The sequence below is a fragment of the Flavobacterium sp. Flavsp81 genome, from assembly GCF_059491325.1.
In genome coordinates this window covers 1,630,397-1,652,416 of the sequence record NZ_CP168505.1, presented here as the reverse complement: position 1 = coordinate 1,652,416, position 22,020 = coordinate 1,630,397, and the positions used below count along the sequence as shown (strand labels likewise).

17 protein-coding genes are annotated in these 22,020 nt (G+C 35.5%); 8 read left to right on the top strand and 9 right to left on the bottom strand.

What is annotated here, in order from left to right; translation table 11 throughout:
- Positions 1–83: 83 nt before the first annotated feature.
- Positions 84–1,703, top strand: a complete 1,620-nt coding sequence (locus tag ACEN92_RS06655) for an ABC-F family ATP-binding cassette domain-containing protein (protein ID WP_495641588.1) — start codon at positions 84–86, stop codon at positions 1,701–1,703.
- Between the two features lie 55 nt (positions 1,704–1,758).
- Here ACEN92_RS06655 and ACEN92_RS06650 read toward each other — a convergent pair whose 3' ends face one another.
- The 6 genes from ACEN92_RS06650 to ACEN92_RS06625 form a co-directional block, all read right to left on the bottom strand.
- On the bottom strand, positions 1,759–1,932 hold the full coding sequence (locus ACEN92_RS06650) for a hypothetical protein (RefSeq protein WP_495641587.1): 174 nt from the start codon (positions 1,930–1,932) through the stop codon (positions 1,759–1,761).
- Between the two features lie 217 nt (positions 1,933–2,149).
- Positions 2,150–2,317: a hypothetical protein gene (locus ACEN92_RS06645; protein WP_495641586.1), complete on the bottom strand. Its 168-nt coding sequence runs from the start codon at positions 2,315–2,317 to the stop codon at positions 2,150–2,152.
- A gap of 61 nt (positions 2,318–2,378) precedes the next feature.
- A complete protein-coding gene (locus ACEN92_RS06640; protein WP_495641585.1) occupies positions 2,379–2,924 on the bottom strand; it encodes a DUF6934 family protein in 546 nt (181 codons plus the stop codon).
- Between the two features lie 297 nt (positions 2,925–3,221).
- On the bottom strand, positions 3,222–4,184 hold the full coding sequence (locus ACEN92_RS06635; RefSeq protein WP_495641584.1) for a Fic family protein: 963 nt from the start codon (positions 4,182–4,184) through the stop codon (positions 3,222–3,224).
- 169 nt (positions 4,185–4,353) lie between these two features.
- Positions 4,354–4,947: a dihydrofolate reductase family protein gene (locus tag ACEN92_RS06630; protein WP_495641583.1), complete on the bottom strand. Its 594-nt coding sequence runs from the start codon at positions 4,945–4,947 to the stop codon at positions 4,354–4,356.
- Between the two features lie 150 nt (positions 4,948–5,097).
- Positions 5,098–6,279, bottom strand: a complete 1,182-nt coding sequence (locus ACEN92_RS06625; RefSeq protein WP_495641582.1) for a hypothetical protein — start codon at positions 6,277–6,279, stop codon at positions 5,098–5,100.
- 288 nt (positions 6,280–6,567) lie between these two features.
- Between ACEN92_RS06625 and pyrR the strand changes: the two genes are divergently transcribed.
- The 7 genes from pyrR to ACEN92_RS06590 all read left to right on the top strand — a co-directional run bounded on the left by pyrR (position 6,568) and on the right by ACEN92_RS06590 (position 11,778).
- Positions 6,568–7,107, top strand: a complete 540-nt coding sequence (gene pyrR / locus ACEN92_RS06620) for a bifunctional pyr operon transcriptional regulator/uracil phosphoribosyltransferase PyrR (RefSeq protein ID WP_495641581.1) — start codon at positions 6,568–6,570, stop codon at positions 7,105–7,107.
- A 34-nt stretch (positions 7,108–7,141) separates the two neighbouring features.
- Positions 7,142–7,783, top strand: coding sequence for a DUF6891 domain-containing protein (locus ACEN92_RS06615; RefSeq protein ID WP_495641580.1), 642 nt, complete (start codon positions 7,142–7,144; stop codon positions 7,781–7,783).
- A gap of 80 nt (positions 7,784–7,863) precedes the next feature.
- Entirely contained in the window at positions 7,864–8,790 is a 927-nt protein-coding gene (locus tag ACEN92_RS06610) for an aspartate carbamoyltransferase catalytic subunit (protein WP_160373111.1), read from the top strand.
- A 224-nt stretch (positions 8,791–9,014) separates the two neighbouring features.
- A complete protein-coding gene (locus ACEN92_RS06605) occupies positions 9,015–9,347 on the top strand; it encodes a ribonuclease Z (RefSeq protein ID WP_495641579.1) in 333 nt (110 codons plus the stop codon).
- A gap of 93 nt (positions 9,348–9,440) precedes the next feature.
- Positions 9,441–10,346: a ribonuclease Z gene (locus tag ACEN92_RS06600; RefSeq protein WP_495641578.1), complete on the top strand. Its 906-nt coding sequence runs from the start codon at positions 9,441–9,443 to the stop codon at positions 10,344–10,346.
- Between the two features lie 106 nt (positions 10,347–10,452).
- Positions 10,453–11,097 (top strand): pyridoxamine 5'-phosphate oxidase, encoded by a 645-nt coding sequence (pdxH, locus tag ACEN92_RS06595; RefSeq protein WP_495641577.1) that lies wholly within the window; start codon positions 10,453–10,455, stop codon positions 11,095–11,097.
- A gap of 177 nt (positions 11,098–11,274) precedes the next feature.
- The gene (locus tag ACEN92_RS06590) at positions 11,275–11,778 is read left to right on the top strand and encodes a CAP domain-containing protein (RefSeq protein WP_495641576.1); all 504 of its coding nucleotides are present in this window, start codon (positions 11,275–11,277) and stop codon (positions 11,776–11,778) included.
- 120 nt (positions 11,779–11,898) lie between these two features.
- Here the strand turns inward: ACEN92_RS06590 and ACEN92_RS06585 are convergent, their stop codons facing one another.
- From ACEN92_RS06585 to ACEN92_RS06575, 3 genes are read right to left on the bottom strand one after another with little or no spacing between them, the layout of a single operon-like run.
- Positions 11,899–13,824: an OmpA family protein gene (locus ACEN92_RS06585; protein WP_495641575.1), complete on the bottom strand. Its 1,926-nt coding sequence runs from the start codon at positions 13,822–13,824 to the stop codon at positions 11,899–11,901.
- 11 nt (positions 13,825–13,835) lie between these two features.
- Complete coding sequence (locus ACEN92_RS06580) at positions 13,836–14,753, bottom strand: PorP/SprF family type IX secretion system membrane protein (RefSeq protein ID WP_495641574.1); 918 nt, start codon at positions 14,751–14,753, stop codon at positions 13,836–13,838.
- A 28-nt stretch (positions 14,754–14,781) separates the two neighbouring features.
- Complete coding sequence (locus ACEN92_RS06575; RefSeq protein ID WP_495641573.1) at positions 14,782–21,582, bottom strand: HYR-like domain-containing protein; 6,801 nt, start codon at positions 21,580–21,582, stop codon at positions 14,782–14,784.
- Positions 21,583–22,020: the final 438 nt, after the last annotated feature.

Sequence of the window (22,020 nt, the reverse complement as noted above, 5' to 3'; positions counted from 1 at the left end):
TAAAAAAAACTTAGCCCCTTAGCCCCCTTGCACCTCTGAACCTTTTTTCATACTTTTGCACAAAATTAATTAAAAAGACATTCATGTTAACAGTCAATAATTTATCAGTTCAATTTGGCAAACGAATTTTGTTTGACGAAGTAAATACTACTTTCACACACGGAAATATTTACGGCGTTATTGGAGCCAATGGTGCTGGAAAATCTACTTTTCTAAAAATCATTTCAGGCGACATTGACCCAACTTCCGGACACATTCATTTAGAACCGGGAAAACGTATGTCGGTTTTAAACCAAAATCACAACATGTTCGATGAGCATACTGTATTGGAAACCGTTTTGATGGGAAATAAAGTGCTGTATGCTGTTAAAAAAGAAATGGATGAACTTTATTTAGACTACAATGATAAAAACGCTGACCGAATTGGAGAGCTTCAGGTTCAATTCGAAGAAATGAACGGCTGGAATGCCGATTCTGACGCGGCTGCAATGTTGTCTAACTTAGGAATCAACGAAGAGCATCATTATACTTTAATGGGGGATCTTGAGGGGAAAATTAAAGTACGTGTGCTTTTGGCGCAGGCGCTTTTCGGGAACCCGGATTTGCTTATCATGGATGAGCCTACCAACGACCTGGATTTTGAAACCATCGCGTGGTTAGAAAATTTCCTGGCAAACTATGAAAACACTGTAATTGTAGTATCTCACGACCGTCACTTTTTAGATTCGGTTTGTACGCATATTTCGGATATTGATTTTGGAAAAATAAATCACTATTCAGGAAACTATACATTCTGGTACGAATCCAGCCAATTAGCGGCGAAACAACGTGCTCAGCAAAACAAAAAAGCCGAAGAAAAGAAACAGGAACTGGAAGAATTTATTCGTCGTTTTAGTGCGAACGTTGCAAAATCTAAACAAGCGACTTCCCGTAAAAAAATGATTTCTAAATTGAATATCTCAGACATTAAACCTTCAAGCCGTCGTTATCCTGCAATTATCTTCGATCAGGATCGTGAAGCCGGAGATCAGATTTTGAATATTGAAAATTTAAGTGCCTCCGTAGATGGAGAACTTTTGTTTAAAGACGTGCATTTGAATATGGCAAAAGGCGACAAAATCGTTCTTTTCTCTAAAGATTCACGTGCTACAACGGCTTTCTATCAGATTTTGAACGGTGAACAAAAAGCTGATGCCGGAACTTTTGATTGGGGAATCACAACCAACCAGGCATATTTACCGGCTGAAAATCATTCGTTTTTTGAAAACGATTTGACCTTGGTAGACTGGTTACGTCAATACGCAAAAACTGAAGAAGAGCGTGATGAGGTATTTATTAGAGGTTTCTTGGGGAAAATGATTTTCTCAGGAGAAGAAGCTTTAAAAACGAGCCGCGTTTTATCAGGAGGAGAAAAAGTGCGTTGTATGTTATCCAGAATGATGATGGAGCGTGCTAATATCTTAATGCTTGATGAGCCAACGAATCACTTAGACTTGGAGTCTATTACAGCTTTTAATAACTCATTGAAAAACTTTAAAGGTTCTGTAATTTTCACTACGCATGATCACGAGTTTGCACAAACTGTTGGTAATAGAGTAGTGGAGCTTACACCAAACGGAGCAATAGACCGTTACATGACATTTGACGAATATCTTGATGATGAAAAAATTCAGGAATTAAGAAAGAAAATGTACAATTTGTAACGTACACTTATAATAAAAAAAAATCCCGTTATTTGAATAACGGGATTTTTTATACTTATTTTCTGCCGAAGAGCTTGGCGAAAAGAAAAATAATTATTGCAACCACAACAATTACAATAAATATTCCGAAACCCATTCCGGCTTTAAAAATGTCTCCAATAAGTTCGCAGCTTGTAAATGAAAATAGTATAACGAATACCATTAACAATCTTGTAATTTTATTTTGCATGATTTTACTGTTTTAATTGTTTAAAAAGAATTTAGTATTCTAATTATCTAAAAAATAAAATTACTTTAAACAGTAAAAAAAGATGTTATATAATTTGGTTGAAAAGTTCTATGATTTGTAGAGCAGGGATTATAATTATGCTTAAAGTATAAATAAAAAAGTCGATTTGGTTCATTCCAAATCGACTTTTTTTATTTTTATGTTTTATATTTATGAATTAAATAGGCAAAGATTTTAAATCACTTAAACTTCTTTTTGCTAATTCTATCTTGTCAGCAAACAATTCTTTTCCTTTAAGGTTATTAGCAACAGTAGTCATCTTTTCTTTGGCTACAGCTGATGTAGCAATCACCTTAGCTTTTAAAGTTGGTTTAACTGTCCTCATAATTATTAATATTATTTAGTACTCTGATTGATAATAAATACTTAATTGCCAACAAAGTTAATTATTTTTTCTTATAAACCAAAATATCAACATAATCTTGATTTGGAATATATTGTACAAACGTACTTTCTGTATTTTTATTGCGTCCAAAGAAAATAAAATCCTTACACAGTTCATCAAAATTTTTATCTACATAATAGCGATACGTTTTTATTCTTCTTTGGTAATTTTTGCATTGTTCGACACATTTCTTTCTGCAATTTGGAAGGCAGTTATTTATAAAATCCTGATGACTGTCACTTCCGCTTACAATAATTACTGCATCAGGATTAGCTTTAAAAAAAATGGGTACCGTACTTAATACCGTATTAAATACAATATAAATATCACCGTTATTACTGTTACTGTCATCAATAATAGCGCCATTGATGTTTGTTTCATCATAATCTCCAAATCCAAGATTATAAACAGTTCTGGAACCAATAGTAGTTACAGGCGAATATTCAATGACTTTAATAATTGTTCTTCGGCCAACACTGGCAAACAAATATTGAATTTTAATTTCATCCTGGATTTGTTTAATATCATAAATTGGAAGGGCTTTCAAATACTTATTTTTTTAGAGTAGGTCAGCAAAAATAGTTCAAAAATGAGTTTAAGTTTTTTGTTTGTTTTCAAAGTTATCAACAATTTAAGTGTTGTTTTCCTACAATTTATTATTGCCGAAAAGGAGTAGTTTTGAATTAACTTAAAAAGAATACAAACCAAAAGATTTGCTTACTTTTCAAGGAAGTTGTAAGGGAAAGAAAGTTTTCTTTTATGTATTATTTTGTAACAGAAGATTTTAAAGCTTTTCTTAATTTCCAATAGTTTCCTTTAGTATACTTTCTTTTTAATCTACCTTTTATTTATTTTCGAATCTAATATAGGTAGTTGTTTTTTTATCTCCGCTTTTTTTGATAATTTGGTTTTCTACCCCTCTTTTCAAGTCTCTGCTGGCTGTTGCAGTTGATAACCCGCTAAAATGTTTCATGTAATCTTTTCTCGTGAATTCGCCCTTTATATTTTCAATAAATAATTCTAACCGCTCAGACTCGTTTAGTCTTTTTGTTGAATTTTGAAGTAACTCAGAAAGGGAAGTATCAATTATTTGCAACATATAGACTATAAATTTTGTTGATTTACCTTCTTTGTCGCAAGCCGACAAAACTTTATAATACTCTTCCTGATTTTTTGAGATTAAGGTTTCGAAAGGTAAGAATTCGAATAATGGATATTCGCTCATTAAAATCAGGGTTTGCCACAATCTTCCCATTCTTCCGTTTCCGTCCATAAAGGGATGAATAAACTCCATTTCGTAATGAAATACACAGCTTTTTATTAATGTAATTTCGGATTTATCTTTTAAATATTCGAATAATTCCTTCATAAGGAACGGAACATTTTCATAAGGCGGAGCAACATGCTCTACTTTTGAACCTTTTACAATTCCAACCCCTTTTTTTCGATATGCCTCTTGATTTTCGATTAGGTTTTTCATCAGCGATTTATGAGCTTTCAAAAAATCCTTTTCGGATTGGTATTTTAAAGAATTTAAATTGTTGTAAACTTCCAATGCATTTAAAACCTCAACGATGTCTTTTTCCGGGCCAATTACCCTTTTGTTTTCAAGTATAGCGGTTATTTGTTCTTCAGATAAAGTATTTCCTTCTATACTTAATGAAGAGTGAATGGTTTTTATTTTATTTTGTTTTCTAAGAGTTGAGTTTTGCTTAACTAAATATTTGGCATTTACTTCTCCAATTTTCTCCGAGACAGCTATAATTAGTTTTAATATTTCAGATGTTATTTCGTACGGTGGATTCATAGTAATAGTATCATTTGATAGTATCAAAAGTACTAATTCTGGATTAATTGATGCGATTTTGAAATAGATTTTTCACTGAACTCAGAAAGTTGATATACTTTGCAGGCACGGAAAAATTTCCGCACTATAGTTGTGCATATACGAGCGATCGGGATTTTAAAGCCTTTTTTTAATCTGCAATAGTTCCGGTCTTCACTTCACCGGCTCGTTTGTAACTCACAGCAATGACGCCGCTTGGTGTAACCGTACTTTCTGTTAACGTAAAGCCTGAAGGAACAGAACTATCATCAAATAATTTCTTGCCTTTACCCAGAATTACAGGATGAATTTTAAGAGCCAGTTCATCAACCAAATCATGTTGAAGCAAAAGCTGAACAAGTGTTGCGCTTCCCCAAACTTTAATATCGCCGCCTTCTGAATTTTTGAGTTTTTTGATGTCTTCTATAGTGGAAAGGAATTGGGAGTTTTCCCAATCAGAGTTTTTTCTGGTGGAGGACAAAACGTATTTGGTAACCTCATTAATTCCCGGCCAGCCTTCTGCATGTTTGGGCCAATAGGCTTCAAAAATATCAAATGTTTTTCTGCCCAAAAGAATATCGGCAGGTTTCATTTGCTCCTGCATGACGTTGCCATATTCTTCATCTCCAAAAGGCGCCACCCAGCCTCCATATTCAAAACCGCCAGAAGTATCTTCTTCAGGGCCACCAGGTGCCTGCATTACGCCATCGATTGTAATCATGGTTATGACGATTATTTTTCTCATGATGTTTGGAGTTTTTTGTTTGTTTATCAAATATAAGAAATTGGTAGGAATTTTAAGCTGATCTACTTTGCGGGCACTGAAAGAATTTCCGCGCTATCGTGCGTATATCTGAGTGGTAGGATTTTTTCTTTGTATTCAAATTATTTTATTCTACTTATGTTTTGGCAATGTAACTTTTAAATCAGGGAGATAAATTCTTATAGGGTTGTCATCAGCAATGTCATTTTTAATATTATTAGTTTGTTTGTTGATGTGCTCTTTGAGTTCTTTTCTTGCACTCTCAAATCTATCCATAATTGTATATATATCTGATGTGTCTATTATAATTGTTCTTCCTTGTGAAACGTCAAAAGGTATTTTGTCTCCCTTTCTAATTACTTGTACGGTTGGTAATTGACACACATGCCTAACACCGAGTTCATAAAAAACATTTGGATTGTTAAATGATAAATCAGCAATGCAATACGCAGATCTAGCTATATAATCAAGAATTTGATGGGTAATTAATCCTGCCTTGTCAATTGTATCCGCTCTAACTACATGTAAGCCTAATTCTTCACAGACAGGCTTAATTAAGTGATTTAACATCATATTTGCATGTTTTCTTTCAAGTGAATCATCAGCACCAATTGGTGTAATGATAAAACATGTTTTTGAATAATCTGCTAATGTGGTTTCTTGATAACTTGGTACCAAATCGATGGTATCTGATCCAGCTTGCATAACTGTAGGAACATATGTTGTGATAACATTTGTTGATGATCCTTTTATATCACTATTTAAATTTAATAATCTTGTGTTTCCATCGTTTGAAAGTGTAATTATACCTGAGAATTCTGCATTTTTGATAAGAACATCTTTAATTTCTGATGCCTTGGCTTTTGTTACACCATATTTCTGCTCTAAAGCATTAAGAAAAAATGAATCCTCGGGAATTGGATGCTTATTATAATCAGAATATATTTTACTCATCAAAGTTGGAGTCAAAATAGCTTTTCTAATAGCTTCACTATCTTCACCTTCATAAGTTGGCGCTACAATTTTTCTTCCAATTTCAGATAAAGCATACCCTTCTTTACTGATTTTATCTACTATTCCGTATGATTCACAAGCTTTGATTACGTAAACCATATTTGTTGACTTTTCACCTAGTCCAATAATTTTAGCAATCGTACCTAAAGGAGTTTCTCCACCAGCAAAATTTTTATAAATAATCTCTGCAACTGGAATCACATCTTCTAAAGTCCTCTGTGGCATAGCACTTGATGAAAGAGGTTTAGTAGCATTTTTCTTTTCTTTTTCTATTACCTTTGGAGGAGATTTTTTGCTCATAATGTCGCTGTTTAGTTGTTTTTGAGAAATGTTTAATTAAGGGTGAATTATATAAAGTTATTTTTCAATAAATCAATATTATATTTAGCTAAAATATAATTTTTTAACTAAAATAATCTTCAAAAAGTAAGATTTATTTTGTAATTCAAAATACCCAAGTTGCTTATAAGTACTAGCTTTCAAACCTTCAAAATTTTAAACCGAATCAAAAAAATATTTCCCCACCCAACACCCCAACAAATAAATTCTGATTTTGTATATTTGCCCAACCAAACATCACACTTAATTATGAGCCAAAAAGTATTACTTAATTCAAAAGAAGTTACTATCATACTCCATCGTTTGGCATGTCAGTTAATCGAAAAACATCTTGATTTCTCTGATACTATTTTAGTCGGAATCCAGCCAAGAGGCGTTTTTTTAGCGGAACGTTTAAAACAAATATTAGAAAACGAATATCAGACTCCGGAAATTCCTTTAGGATATTTGGACATTACTTTTTTCAGGGATGATTTCCGTCGTACGAATAAACCGCTTGAAGCCAATAAAACTCAAATCAATTTTATAGTCGAAAACAAAAAAGTCATTTTTATCGATGACGTATTGTTTACCGGACGAAGCATTCGTTCTGCATTGACGGCAATTCAGTCTTTCGGGAGACCATCAGAAATTGAATTGTTAGTGTTAATCGACAGACGTTTTAGCCGTAATCTGCCAATTCAGCCCGATTATCGCGGCCGTCAGGTAGATGCCATAAACAATGAAAAAGTAGTAGTGAACTGGAAAGAAAATGACGGAGAAGATGTTGTTTACCTGGTTACCAATTAAAATATTGAATTCTTAAAAATTGAAAAATATAATAATGACAGAAAACGAATCGTTTATTTATGAATCAATTTTTAATCAGGTCAGAATGGGATTTCTTTCTCTTGATGAGATTCAGGAAAACATCTTAGAAGAAATTGAAGACAACGAATTTGAAGACGAAATTTCAGAAGAGTGGGCCTTTGATAAAATAAAAGAGGAATACCAAAAGTTACTGTCAGAAAGTAAAAAATGGGAAAGCCCAACAGATACGGAAAGGCTGATAAAAGCGTTTGATGAATTATGCGATGAGAATATAATCGCACTTCATAATGCGGGTTACACCACAACCGACGGTGAATATGAAGTAGTTGAGGTTGAAAGAGAATTGCAGGAAAACGAAATAGAGTCTGATGGTTATTGTTTTTATCACGAACAAGACTTGGCCAGAGCAATAGATCTTGAAAATCCGGGTTTGTATATCGCTTTTCAAAAAGTTGATAATTCTGATGATGCAGTTACAATAGAAGTGGGAAAACAAGTTGCCGAAGTTTTAATCAATAATGATTTTAAAATAAAATGGGACGGCTCTCCAAGATCTAAAATCGAAATTCCGGGTTTCAGATGGCAGAAAATTTTTGATGAAGATGCAAGGGATCTGCAGGATTATAGTGAAGTTGTAGACAGAATGGTTCAATAGAGAAGCTTCTCTTTAAAAGCATTGAATGACTGAATATTTTCAGAAATTCAAAAATTTGACAAATAATTAAAGAAACAAAAATGAAAGAATTAAGCGTAAATCATTTATTAGGAATTAAATACATCAACGAGAATGATATTAACCTAATTTTTGAAACGGCAGATCATTTTAAAGAAGTCATCAACCGGCCAATTAAAAAAGTTCCTTCATTACGAGATATTACCATTGCCAATATTTTCTTCGAAAACAGTACCAGAACCAAACTTTCGTTTGAGTTAGCCCAAAAACGTTTATCTGCAGATGTAATCAGTTTTTCGGCAGCCCAGTCATCGGTTAAAAAAGGAGAAACCCTGATTGATACTGTAAATAATATCCTTTCCATGAAAGTTGACATGGTTGTAATGCGCCACTCCAATCCCGGAGCGGCTTATTTTTTATCCAAAAATGTCAAAGCCAGTATCGTAAATGCCGGAGACGGAGCACACGAACATCCAACCCAGGCATTATTGGACAGTTATTCGATCAGAGAAAAACTGGGAGATGTAGCAGGAAAAAAAGTGGTTATTGTGGGTGATATTTTACACTCAAGAGTAGCTTTATCAAATATATACGCTTTGCAGATGCAAGGTGCGGAAGTGAAAGTGTGCGGACCAAAAACCTTGATTCCGAGATATATTGAATCGCTTGGAGTTACGGTAGAACCAAATTTGCGAAAAGCCCTTGAATGGTGCGACGTTGCCAATATGCTTCGTGTTCAGAACGAACGTATGGATGTGAACTTTTTCCCTTCAACACGTGAATACGCACAGCAATACGGAGTCGATAAACCATTACTGGATTCTCTTGGAAAAGAAATCGTCATCATGCACCCGGGACCAATCAACAGGGGAGTTGAGATTACTTCTGAAGTAGCCGACTCAAATCATTCGGTGATTTTGAATCAGGTGGAGAACGGAGTAGCAATAAGAATGGCGGTTATTTATCTTCTGGCTTCTAAAATTCAATAGTTTTTTTTAAAAATTTCTCTTTTCCCGAATGTCACCCTGAGCGGAGTCGAACGATTGTTGGTTAAAAAGGGCTTCGACTAAGTTTATCCTGAACGAAGCCGAATGGACTCAGCCTGACAAAAGTGAACACTGAGACTGAAAAACTGGTACTGAAAACTAGAAAAAAACTTTGTACCTTAGCTCTCGAATTATTATTTTTATATTTGACCCCCATAAATTATAAAATGAAAGTAGATCAAAAAGGACATACCGTTACTATTAAAGACACTCAGGGAGATTTTAATGCTTTTCTGGAAAAAGTAACGCAACAGTTTAAAACCTTTGAAAAACAAAATATTATCATCGATTTATCATCAGATTCGGGATTGTCTGAAAAGGATTTAAAACTTTTTTTACCTCTTTCCAAGCAACAAAAAAAAGCTAAAAAGTCGTTTGTACTTGTAGTTTCCGGACTTGATTTTAATGCCGTTTCTGATAAATTAACTGTAGTGCCTTCGCTTTTGGAAGCCCATGATATTATCGAAATGGATGAAATTGAAAGAGACCTGGGGTTTTAATTTTAGATTTTAGAGTTCAGATTTTAGATTTGGAATACTAAATAATCTGAAATTTAAATTCCCTAATCTAAAATCAACAATCTAAAATCTAAAATGAAATTAACCATACTTGGCTGTTATGCCGCAACACCCAGAACGATTACCAATCCGACCTCGCAGGTTTTAGAAATAAAAAACAGAATGTTTTTAATAGATTGTGGTGAGGGAACTCAGGTGCAATTGCGTAAAAACAAAATCAAATTTTCAAAAATTAATCACATTTTTATTTCGCATTTGCATGGCGATCATTTTTTTGGGTTAATTGGTACTATTTCAACTTTTGCACTTTTAGGACGTACAACCGATTTGCATGTTTACGGACCAAAAGGAGTTAAGGAAATTATCACGTTACAATTGAAATTATCGAATTCATGGACAACTTATGATTTGTTTTTTCATGAATTGGAATCGAAAGAAAGTGAAGTGATTTTTGAAGACCAAAAAGTAATCGTAAAAACGATTCCGCTAAAGCATCGTGTATATACGAATGGATTTTTATTTCAGGAAAAGCCAGGAGACAGAAAACTAAATGTTGATGCTGTTCAAAACTACAATATTGATAAGTGTTATTACCAAAAAATAAAAGGCGGCGGAAATGTTACCCTCGAAGACGGAACTGTAATAGAAAACGAGAAATTATCTTTTGATCCGATTCCGGCAATGAGCTATGCCTTTTGTTCAGATACGGTTTATAACGAAGCAATAATTCCGATTATAGAGAATGTTGATGTTTTGTATCATGAATCGACTTTTTTGCAATCTGAAGAAGATTTGGCATTAAAAACACTGCATTCTACAGCAAAAGAAGCTGCAGCCATTGCTCTTAAAGCCAATGCTAAAAATCTTGTTTTGGGACATTATTCTACACGTTACGGTGATATTAATATTTTTAAGGAAGAAGCACAAACAGTTTTTGCAAATGTATTATTAGCAGATGATGGCAGGAGTTTTGAGTTTTGAAAAAAAGTTAAAAGTTAGGGGTTGAGTTAGAAGTAAGAAAAACACTTTTCAACACATCGCACACACGTTTAACCTTTAACATCTAACCTATAACATTAAAAAAAAAATGAGTGATTTAAGTAATTATAGAAAATCATACGAAAAAAGTGAATTGCTGGAAACTACAATTCCTGAGGACCCGATTAATCTTTTTAACAGATGGTTTCATGAAGTGGAAGATTTCGGAGGAATGGGAGAAGTAAATGCCATGACGGTTTCGACTATTGGTTTAGATGGTTTCCCTAAGTCAAGAGTTGTTTTATTAAAGAAATATTCTGAAGAAGGATTTATTTTTTATACCAATTATAATTCCGAAAAGGGCAGGGCAATTGCTCAAAACCCACATGTTTGTTTGTCTTTCTTCTGGCCAAATATGGAGCGTCAGGTAATTATAAAAGGAATCGCCCAAAAAACTTCCGAAAATATATCAGACAGTTATTTTGATTCCCGTCCGGACGGAAGCAAATTAGGTGCAATTGTTTCAAACCAGAGCGAAGTAATTCCGTCAAGAACTTTTTTAGAAGAGAATCTAAAACAGCTGGAAAATAATTTTGAAGGGAAACCAATTCCGAGACCGGAACATTGGGGAGGATTTTTAGTAGTTCCTTCAGAAGTAGAATTTTGGCAGGGAAGAGCGAACAGGCTTCATGACAGAATTCGGTATAAAAGTCAGCCTGATTATAGCTGGCTGATTCAAAGATTAGCTCCTTAGACGTAGGAATTTTATTTTGTAAAACGCACAAAACGTGTTACTTATCGATTAACTTTGGTCATTAAGCGAATAGTTTGTTATTTTAAACTGATTCTTTTTACGTTTACAAAAAAAATCTATTAACATATTTAAAATAGTTTGGCCCCCAATCTACTTTATATATAAACTATTATTTTTATGAGGAAATTGCTTTGTACAATTGTGCTTTTTTTTGTTGTTTTTATTTTTAATTCCTGTTCATCGGATTCTGCTGAGGCGAATACCAATGAAACTACATCAGCGAAACTTGTAACAGATTATACTTATAATGATACAGAATTAGAGGTTCTGCAGTTAATTAATAAATATCGTGTAAGTATTGGCCTGAATACTTTAGAAAGAGTGAATCATATTTCTTTTAAATCAGAAGAGCATGATATCTACATGATTGAAAATAATGTTGTTAACCATAATGATTTTGTAGCCCGTTCAGAGAATATTATTGCTGTTCTGGGAGCAAAAAAAGTAGGCGAAAATATAGCCTATAATTATCAAACAGCCGAAGCTGTTCTGAAAGCCTGGTTAGAAAGCCCGTCACATAAACAAAATATAGAAGGAGATTATACCCATTTTGGTATTGCTGTAAAAATTGATGCAGAAACAGGTAAAAAATACTATACCAATATATTTGCAAAAATTTGAAAAGATAGTTAGTATTCATTGTTTAGTTAAATAAGCCATTGTAAATTATTATGAATCTGCAACGGCTTATTTTTTATAAAAGTGAATGTGTGTCGATAGTTAAATTATTGTGTTTCATTATTACAAAGCCATAATAATAAATTCACTTCGTCTGTTGGCCTGATGCTGTTCTTCGTTACAGTTTACATCATCAGAACATTCATTTACAAGCTGGTTTTCTCCATAGCCTTTGCCTTTTAGTCTATCAGAAGCAATACCATTTTTTACAAGCCAGTCTATGGTTGATTTTGCTCTTCTGCCAGATAAAGCTTCATTGTATTGATGCGTTGCTCTGCTATCGGTATGAGATCGGATATCGAGTTTCATGGTTGGATTTTCATTTAAGACATCTAATATTTTTTCTAAATCAAGAGCCGCTTCTTCTCTGATATTAGATTTGTCAAGGTCAAAATAAATCATTTTGATGCCAAAACATTTCCCTAAATCATCACCAATTGCTACTTTGCATTTTGCATTATCTAAAGCTATCGGGAGATTGGTCCGGCCATTTTTACGAGGAATTTCAATATTTACTTCTTTGGTAGTGTAATCAGTCATTTCGGCTCTGACATTATATACTTCTGAACATTCAACCGGAAAAGTATAATTTCCTGTTACATCGGCAATGGTTGAGGTTTTCAGATTTAAATTTCTATCGTATAAACTTACTTTTGCTCCAGATAAGATTACACCAGTCTCAGCATCAGTAATAAGTCCGTAGAGTTCCTGGGTACATTTTAATCTTCTGGTTTCCAGAAATTTATAGATGTCATCAGAACCTTGCCCGCCATCTTTGTTCGAACTGAAATAACCCTTTCTTGAAACCGGATCAATTGTATAGGCAAAATCATCTTTTGGTGAATTGATATCAGCACCAACATTTTGGATATCACTAATGCCTCCGTCAGGATCGATTTGGCCGGCAAAAACATCTAAACCACCAAGTCCCGGATGACCATCAGAAGCAAAATAAATTTCGTTTTCGCTGGTTACAAACGGAAATGTTTCTTTGCCTTCCGTGTTAATAGTTTTTCCTAAATTCACAGGAGTACCGTAACTTCCATCTTCATTGATACTGACTTTATACAAATCAGATTGGCCAATACTTCCCGGCATATCTGATGCAAAATATAAAGTTCTTTCATCCGGACTTAATGCAGGATGTGCGACGCTGTAGTTGTTGCTATTAAATGGAAGTTCCATTATTTTGGTCCAATTATTATTTTCAAGGGTGGCTTTGTATGTTTTAACTAAAGTAATTTTCTCTGCATTTTTTCCTTTTTTTCCATCATTATAATTGTTTCTTGTAAAATAGATTGTTTCGCCATCTTTCGAAAGAACAGGAGAAGATTCATGAAATTTGGTATTTAAAACAGTTCTGAATCTTTTTACTTTTACGGAATCTATATCAACAACATACAGGTTCGTAAAATATTCTCCTGTCCATTTATGTTTACGCTGTGAAAAATTACCGGTATCCCTGGCTGAAGCAAAATATATTTTGTTTTTGGATACAAAGGTGCTGTAGTCAGAATATTTAGAGTTGATACCGGCGTTTTCAATTTTATAGCGTCCTGAATTTTCCTTAATCAAATCCAGATAATTTACATTTTGTTTATAAAGTTTACCTCTGTTATCATTTTTATATTTGGAGTTAAATACTTCCAGGATACTATTTGCTTTATCAGTTTGCCCTATTGATTTTAAAGACTGGGCATATCTGTAGTAAAATTCAGGTTCAGGATTGGTATTCATGGCTAATAATTCGCCGTACCATTTTGCAGCCCCTTCAAATTCAGAATTGAAATAATAAGAGTTCCCCAGTTTTTTAAACATATCTTCAGACTTGTATCCTTTCTTGGCTACTCTTTCATAGGTCTTTATGGCATCAACATAGGCATAACCATCGTATTCTTTATCAGCAGCGCTCATTTTCGATTGTTGAGAATAACTATTGAATGAAAAAACACTTACCATTGTCAGGCAAAGGAGTATAAAATTTTTCATAATAAATATTTTTAGAAGAAACGTGGAGTTGTCATTTTATCATTTTTTCTGAAGAATTCATAACGCAGGAATATTTCATGCGATCCTGAATTATAATTGTTTAGGTTGGTCGTTTCACGATCATAACCGTATCCCAGATAAAGACCTTCTGTGATCTGAAATCCAGCCATAGCACTTAATGAAGCGCTCCATCTGTAAGCAATACCGACAACAAATTTATCGATGAACATAAAGTTTGCAGAAACATCTACCTGTAATGGTGCACCTTCAACCATTTTGGTGAGTACAGCCGGTTTGAATTTTATATATTCATAATGATCCAGATCAAATACATAACCGGCCATTAAATAATAATTGATTTTATCTTTATAAATAGCAACATCATTATCATTATAACGATTGGTTTCAATAAAATTCGGTATCGATAAACCTATGTATGCTTTATCTGAATGCCAGTAAACCCCGGCTCCGACATTTGGAGAAAATTTACTGTTAAAATCCTGAAATTGAGGGTCTCCCTGGTTTTCAGGGTTCAGTTTATCGATATCAAGATTGAATAAATTTGCTGTTCCTTTAATCCCAAAGGAAAGTTTGAAATTGGCTGATGTTTGAACGGTATAAGAGAGATCGACAGAGAAATTATTCTCATTCGTCGGCCCTATTTTATCATTGATTAATGAAACTCCAACTCCTAAATTACTATTATTTATAGGAGTATTTACAGAAAGACAACTCGTTTCCGGCGCACCATCCAGACCAACCCATTGAGTACGATGTAATCCGAAAATGCTCAAAGCTCCACGTGAACCAGCATAAGCAGGATTGATATTTATGGTATTGTACATATATTGTGTAAACTGAGCATCTTGCTGTGCAAAACCTGCAATGGTTACAAATATAATGACGAGGGAAAATAATTTTGTTCTCATAGTAGATAGTATTACTTCAATTATTACCTTATTTTGATAAATAGAGATAGCCCGCTTTTTTATTAGATTGAATTACATCGTTACCATCCAGAAAGGTGTAATTAATAATATAAAAGTATGTTCCGGTTGGCAGTCCGTCAGACTGTTTAATAGTAGTTCTGCCTTTGGAAGTCCCGTCAAATGCATTGGTAGTATTGTTGTAATTAACAGTTTCAAATACCATTATTCCCCAACGATTATAAATTTCTACAGTGTTTTCAGGATAACAGATTGTCTGATCAATATTATCAATTTTGAAAACATCATTTATTCCATCCCCGTTAGGAGAAAAAGCATTATGGATTATAATATTTTCACATGCTAATACCCTGCAATCATCATTTATTGTCAGATTCAGAAAAATACTTCTTTTACAATTTTCATCAGTTATTTGGTACTCAAATGTATAACTGCCCAGTGCCAGACCAAATACATTAAGAATATTTCCCTGTAATGCATTCGTACCGTCTGTATCAATCCAGGTTCCTGTTGCCGGAGTATTTTCCGGTAATAAACTTAATAAGTTAACAGGTGTTGAATCATAAGTACAAGCCTCTCCGGTTACATTGGTTACACCATACGGAGGTTGTGTTATGGTCACTGTTGTTGTCGCTGAACAGCCCTGATTGTTATTATTTACAGAGGATGTTGCAGTAATTGTATACGTTCCGGCTGGTAAATTGGTATTCCCAACAACTTCATTATTTCCATTTGTTATAGTTACAATAGAGCCTGGACTATTAGTTACTAAAATAGAACCGTTATTTGCTTCAAAACAAGTTACATTTGATGCTATTGCAGTTACTGAAACTTTATTTTCGACAGTAAACGTTTGTACTAACTCTGTTTTATTACCGGCACAATCTGTTAAAATATAAGTTCTGGTTAAGATATATGCATTTCCATTGCAGCCACTTCCTCCATTATTAGAATCAATTATCTTAATGTTTACGTTTTCGTTGCAATTATCTGAAGCATCTTTTATGTCTGCCGGACTTCCAACAGGAATGTCAGCAATACTTTGTAAATTAGCAATATTAGAAGGAGCTGTTCCTGTAGGCGGTGCTGTATCTCTTACTGTTATAATTTGAGAATAGGAAGAGGTATTTCGACTGCAATCAGTAATAGTCCATTTACGTGTTAATGTGTAATTTGTTGTGCATTCGTTTTGAATATCACTTTTGATTTCTGAGAAAACTATCGATAAATTGCTGTTACAATTATCAGAAGCTTCAACAATTGCAGGTTCAGGAACTGCATCACAAGAAACTGTAATATCTGCAGGAAGATTTCCTGTAAATATTGGCTTGGTAGTATCTTCAATGGTAATCACTTGGGTGAAAGTATCGGAAGTATTGCCACAATCATCTTTGACCGTCCAGGTATTGGTATACGTTCCTGCATTGGCGCAACCTTCAGAAGCCATGAATTGACCACTTACCTTAACAATATTCAAAACATTGGCATCGCACAAGTCGGAAGCCACCGGGAATAACGCTTGTGCGGATGCTAATGCTTCCTGGTTGCTGCATTGTACAGTTTGGTTAAGGGAATTTATTTGAGTAATCCATGTCGGAGCCGTAGTATCTTCAATGGTAATTACCTGCGTGAAAGTATCGGAAGTATTGCCACAATCATCTTTAACTGTCCAGGTATTGGTATACGTTCCGGCATTTCCACAACCCTCGGAAGCCATGAATTGGCCACTTGTTTTTACAATGTTTGAAACATCAGCGTCACACAAGTCAGCAGCCACAGGGAATATAGCCTGTGCAGCAATCAAACCAGCACTATCACTGCATTGCAAAGTCACATTTAGGGAAGCCATTTCAGAAACCCATGTTGGTGCAGTAGTATCTTCAATGGTAATCACCTGGGTGAAAGTATCGGAGGTATTGCCACAAACATCTTTGACTGTCCAGGTATTGGTATATGTTCCGGAATTTCCACAACCCTCGGAAGCCATGAATTGGCCACTTGTTTTTACAATGTTTGAAACATCAGCGTCACACAAGTCAGCAGCCACAGGGAATATAGCCTGTGCAGCAGTTAAACCAGCACTATCGCTGCACTGCAAAGTCACATTTAGAGCTGTTGCTGTGGTTGTCCATGTTGGCGCGGTTGTATCTTCAATGGTAATGGTTTGTGTGAAAGTTGTTGACGAATTATTGCAGACATCTTTGGCAACCCATGTATTGGTATAAGTTCCGGAATTGATGCAAGATCCTGCAGAAAAAGTTCCACTGGTTTTGGTATAAGTTACAATTCCTCCGCAATTATCAGTGGCTACCGGGAATGCTGCCTGAGCAGTTGTCAAACCTGTAGTATCGTTGCACTGCAAAGTCACATTTAGAGCTGTTGCTGTGGTTGTCCATGTTGGCGTGGTTGTATCTTCAATAGTAATGGTTTGCGTGAAAGTTGTTGAAGAATTATTACAGACATCTTTCGCAACCCAGGTATTGGTATAAGTTCCGGAATTGATGCAAGAACCTGCAGAGAAAATTCCACTGGTTTTGGTATAAGTTACAATTCCTCCGCAATTATCAGTGGCTACAGGGAATGCTGCCTGAGCCGTTGCCAAACCTGTAGTATCGTTGCACTGCAAAGTCACATTTAGAGCCGCAGCTGCGGTTGTCCATGTAGGGGCAGTAGTATCCTGAATGGTAATTACCTGCGTAAAAGTTGTTGAAGAATTATTGCAGACATCTTTCGCAACCCAGGTATTGGTATAGGTTCCTGAATTGACACAAGAACCTGCAGAGAATGCTCCGCTGGTTTTAGTATAGGTTACCGTTCCTTCACAATTATCTGTAGCCACCGGAAATGCTGCCTGTGCAGCAACTAAATCAGCACTATCACTGCATTGTAAAGTAACATTCAAAGCTGTTGCTGTAGTTGTCCATGTTGGAGCCGTTGTGTCTTCAATCGTAATCACTTGGGTGAAAGTATCGGAGGTGTTGCCACAATCGTCTTGTACGGTCCAGGTGTTGGTGTAGGTTCCTGCATTGGCGCAACCTTCGGAAGCGATAAACTGACCACTTATTTTTACGATATTCAGAACATCAGCATCGCACAAGTCGGAAGCCACAGGGAATAATGCCTGTGCGGATGCCAATACTTCCTGGTTGCTGCATTGTACAGTTTGGTTAAGGGAATTTATTTGAGTAACCCAGATTGGTGCGGTGGTATCTTCAATCGTGATCACTTGTGTGAAAGTATCGGAAGTATTCCCGCAATCATCTTTGACTGTCCAGGTATTGGTGTAGGTTCCGGAATTTCCACAGTCTTCGAAAGCCATGAACTGACCACTTGTTTTTACGATATTCAGAACATCAGCATCGCACAAGTCGGAAGCTACAGGGAACAAAGCCTGTGCAGCAGTTAAACCAGCACTATCACTGCATTGCAAAGTCACATTCAAAGCCGCTGCCGCAGTTGTCCATGTTGGTGCGGTTGTGTCTTCAATGGTAATTACCTGTGTGAAAGTTGTTGAAGAATTATTACAAACATCTTTGGCAACCCAGGTATTGGTATAGGTTCCTGAATTGACACAAGAACCTGCAGAGAATGCTCCGCTGGTTTTAGTATAGGTTACCGTTCCTTCACAATTATCTGTAGCCACCGGAAATGCTGCCTGAGCTGTTGCTAAGCCTGAGATATCGCTGCATTGCAAAGTAATATTTAGGGCCGCAGCTGCGGTTGTCCATGTTGGAGCTGTAGTATCTTCTATGGTAATTACCTGCGTGAAAGTATTGGAGGTGTTTCCACAATCATCTTTAACGGTCCAGGTGTTGGTGTAGGTTCCTGCATTGGCGCAACCTTCAGAAGCCATGAACTGACCACTTACCTTAACAATATTCAGAACATCAGCATCACACAAGTCAGCAGCCACAGGGAATGTAGCTTGTGCAGCAGCTAAACCAGCACTATCACTGCACTGCAAAGTAACATTTAGAGCTGCAGCTACGGTTGTCCATGTTGGGGCAGTAGTATCCTGAATGGTAATGGTTTGTGTGAAAGTTGTTGAAGAATTATTACAAACATCTTTCGCAACCCAAGTGTTGGTATAGGTTCCTGAATTAACACAAGAGCCTGCAGAGAAAGTTCCGCTGGTTTTAGTATAGGTTACCGTTCCTCCGCAATTATCTGTAGCCACCGGAAATGCTGCCTGCGCAGTAGCCAAACCTGAGATATCACTGCATTGCAAAGTCACATTTAGGGCCACAGCTGCGGTTGTCCATGTTGGTGCGGTAGTATCCCGAATGGTAATGGTTTGTGTGAAAGTTGTTGAAGAATTATCACAGACATCTTTCGCAACCCAGGTGTTGGTATAAGTTCCGGAATTAACACAAGATGCCGGAGCAAAAATTCCACTGGTTTTGGTATAGGTTACAGTTCCACCGCAATTATCAGTAGCCATCGGGAATGCAGCCTGAGCAGTTGCCAAACCTGTAGTATCGTTGCACTGCAAAGTCACATTTAGAGCCGCAGCTGTGGTTGTCCATGTTGGCGTGGTTGTATCTTCAATAGTAATGGTTTGCGTGAAAGTTGTTGAAGAATTATTGCAGACATCTTTCGCAACCCAGGTATTGGTATACGTTCCGGAATTGATGCAAGATCCTGCAGAAAAAACTCCACTGGTTTTGGTATAGGTTACAGTTCCTCCGCAATTATCAGTAGCCATCGGGAATGCAGCCTGAGCCGTTGCTAAACCTGTAATATCACTGCATTGCAAAGTCACATTTAAGGTAGCCGCTGCGGTTGTCCATGTTGGTGCGGTAGTATCTTCAATAGTAATGGTTTGCGTGAAAGTTGTTGAAGAATTATTACAGACATCTTTCGCAACCCAGGTATTGGTATAAGTTCCGGAATTGATGCAAGAACCTGCAGAAAAAGTTCCACTGGTTTTGGTATAAGTTACAATTCCTCCGCAATTATCAGTAGCCATCGGGAATGCAGCCTGAGCAGTTGCCAAACCTGTAGTATCGCTGCACTGCAAAGTCACATTTAGAGCTGTTGCTGCGGTTGTCCATGTTGGTGCGGTAGTATCTTCAATCGTGATCACTTGCGTGAAAGTATCAGAAGTATTTCCGCAATCGTCTTTTACAGTCCAGGTATTGGTATACGTTCCGACATTGGCACATCCTTGAGTGATAAATTGACCACTTGTTTTTACAATGTTTGAAACATCGGTATCACATAAATCGGAAGCTACAGGGAATAATGCCTGTGCAGCAGCCAAACCTGCAATATCATTGCATTGTAAAGTTACATTTAGAGCAGTCGCTGCGGTTGTCCATGTTGGTTTTGTAATATCTTGTATTGTTATTGTCTGACTAACAGGAGCTGAAGTATTTCCACAGGCGTCTTTAGCAGTCCAGGTTCTAATCTGAGTATAAGAATTGATACAATTATTTGTAATTGAATCCACAAATGTTAAAGATGATATTACGCCACTATTGTCTGTTGCAGTAGCTGTTGCAAATACAGGTAAAGCGGGACAATCTATAGTTGTTGGAGAAGGTAACGGATTTATTATAGGAATAATAGAATCGCCGTCAATAATTGTTACTGTTTTAGTTATCGTGCAGTTGTTTGTATCGGTAACAATAATACTATAATTTCCTGCCAAAAGACTTGTTGCTGTAGTATTTGTTCCTCCGGAAGGTGACCATGTATAAGTGTATGGAGCAGCTCCTCCCGTAGGTGTTACAGTTGCAGTTCCGTCAGAACCTCCAAAACAAGTTACATTTGTTTGCGAGGTTACAGCACTTAAACTAATTGGTTGATTAATGATAAAAGACTGAGTTTTTGTACAGCTGTTTGCATCTGTAACCGTTACCGTATAAGTACCGGGAGGAATATTCGATAAATCTTTAGTGGTGGCACCGGTATTCCACAAATAGGTATACCCGGGAGTTCCGCCTGTAACTGTTAAAGTTAAAGATGTTGTTCCTCCGCTGCATCCTATATTTGTATGACTTTCACTTAACATTATTTCAGTAGGCTCAACAATTGGAAGAATGTAAGTGTTGGTTAAATTTTGTGTATCGGTTACTGTTAATTTTGCCGAATTATTAGATGTTGTATACGTATAGGAAGGATTAGCAATGGTAGAATCAGGAGCCCCCCCGTCATTATTAAAATCCCAGGCATAGGTATAAGGTGCAATACCTCCGTTTGTTGTAGATGTGAATTTAACCGTTGTGTTTGTTCCGGTTTTACAGGCTTTATAAGTAAATTGAACTGCCAATGGTTTAGAAATTGTAAAAGCATTGGTAAAATCACATTGCGAATTTGTATAACTGCTGCAGGAATAATTGGGTCCCGGATCATTATTACTGTTAGTTTTCCAGGCAATTATGGTATTGCTCAGGCTTAACTCATCGCCACAAGTCCAATTAAAAGGACCGTATAACAATTTTTTGTTATCACCCGGAACTATGGTTCCCAGTAAAACATTTACAAAAGTAGTTACACCCGCTATGGTAAGGTCAGAGTTTAATCTTGCAAAATAAATGTTTGAATTAGAATTTGAAGAATAATTAAGAAAAATATATACCTGCCGTACTTCTCCTATGGTACAGGTAGTATTGGTTATCGGCTCACCGTTTACATTAGATAAACTCAGATAGACATCTTTAAGGGTGTAATTATTAGACGTGCAATCATAATTGCAGGTTCGTAAATCAACTTGTGAGTATGAGAAAAGAATGTTAAATAGTAGAGTAAGCGTTATAAAAACGTTTCTAATATTTTTGGATGTAAATAAATAAGTAATGATTTTCATAATCTCTAATTTTATTAAGTTAGGATTAAATAATGCTTTTGAATTTTTTGTTTTTTTATCAGGTCAAAAAAACATTTGGATCTATTCAATTTGAGTAAAGAAGTAAATTATTGATATCTCAAATTTTTAACATAAAATTTATTAAATCAAAGTTATATAGATTGGATTGATTTGCTTTTTTTTGTCTGTAACTAACCTGAAAACTCGTTGAAATGTGCTTTTTTTGTTATATATTTTTTCAAAATAGTTGTTTTTGATTCTTTTTATAACGTTCAAAAAGATGTTTTTAAACTTAAATATCTTTAAATGTGTAAAATTTAAATTGTTTTAAATAGCTGTAAATCAGATTATTGAATTTGTTTTAAAGTATTTTTAAAGCATCGATGAAATGTTGTTTTTTATAGTTGAAATTCACTTATTACTAAAAACGAGCTTTCA

Excerpts from the sequence above, each read along its gene's own strand:
- pyrR (WP_495641581.1), top strand. The coding sequence starts at position 6,568 with ATGAGCCAAAAAGTATTACTTAATTCAAAAGAAGTTACTATCATACTC.
- pdxH (WP_495641577.1), top strand. The coding sequence starts at position 10,453 with ATGAGTGATTTAAGTAATTATAGAAAATCATACGAAAAAAGTGAATTG.
- ACEN92_RS06600 (WP_495641578.1), top strand. The coding sequence starts at position 9,441 with ATGAAATTAACCATACTTGGCTGTTATGCCGCAACACCCAGAACGATT.
- ACEN92_RS06575 (WP_495641573.1), bottom strand. The coding sequence starts at position 21,582 with ATGAAAATCATTACTTATTTATTTACATCCAAAAATATTAGAAACGTT.
- ACEN92_RS06625 (WP_495641582.1), bottom strand. The coding sequence starts at position 6,279 with ATGAGCAAAAAATCTCCTCCAAAGGTAATAGAAAAAGAAAAGAAAAAT.
- ACEN92_RS06615 (WP_495641580.1), top strand. The coding sequence starts at position 7,142 with ATGACAGAAAACGAATCGTTTATTTATGAATCAATTTTTAATCAGGTC.
- ACEN92_RS06585 (WP_495641575.1), bottom strand. The coding sequence starts at position 13,824 with ATGAAAAATTTTATACTCCTTTGCCTGACAATGGTAAGTGTTTTTTCA.
- ACEN92_RS06605 (WP_495641579.1), top strand. The coding sequence starts at position 9,015 with ATGAAAGTAGATCAAAAAGGACATACCGTTACTATTAAAGACACTCAG.
- ACEN92_RS06580 (WP_495641574.1), bottom strand. The coding sequence starts at position 14,753 with ATGAGAACAAAATTATTTTCCCTCGTCATTATATTTGTAACCATTGCA.
- ACEN92_RS06650 (WP_495641587.1), bottom strand. The coding sequence starts at position 1,932 with ATGCAAAATAAAATTACAAGATTGTTAATGGTATTCGTTATACTATTT.
- ACEN92_RS06655 (WP_495641588.1), top strand. The coding sequence starts at position 84 with ATGTTAACAGTCAATAATTTATCAGTTCAATTTGGCAAACGAATTTTG.
- ACEN92_RS06610 (WP_160373111.1), top strand. The coding sequence starts at position 7,864 with ATGAAAGAATTAAGCGTAAATCATTTATTAGGAATTAAATACATCAAC.
- ACEN92_RS06645 (WP_495641586.1), bottom strand. The coding sequence starts at position 2,317 with ATGAGGACAGTTAAACCAACTTTAAAAGCTAAGGTGATTGCTACATCA.
- ACEN92_RS06630 (WP_495641583.1), bottom strand. The coding sequence starts at position 4,947 with ATGAGAAAAATAATCGTCATAACCATGATTACAATCGATGGCGTAATG.
- ACEN92_RS06590 (WP_495641576.1), top strand. The coding sequence starts at position 11,275 with ATGAGGAAATTGCTTTGTACAATTGTGCTTTTTTTTGTTGTTTTTATT.
- ACEN92_RS06635 (WP_495641584.1), bottom strand. The coding sequence starts at position 4,184 with ATGAATCCACCGTACGAAATAACATCTGAAATATTAAAACTAATTATA.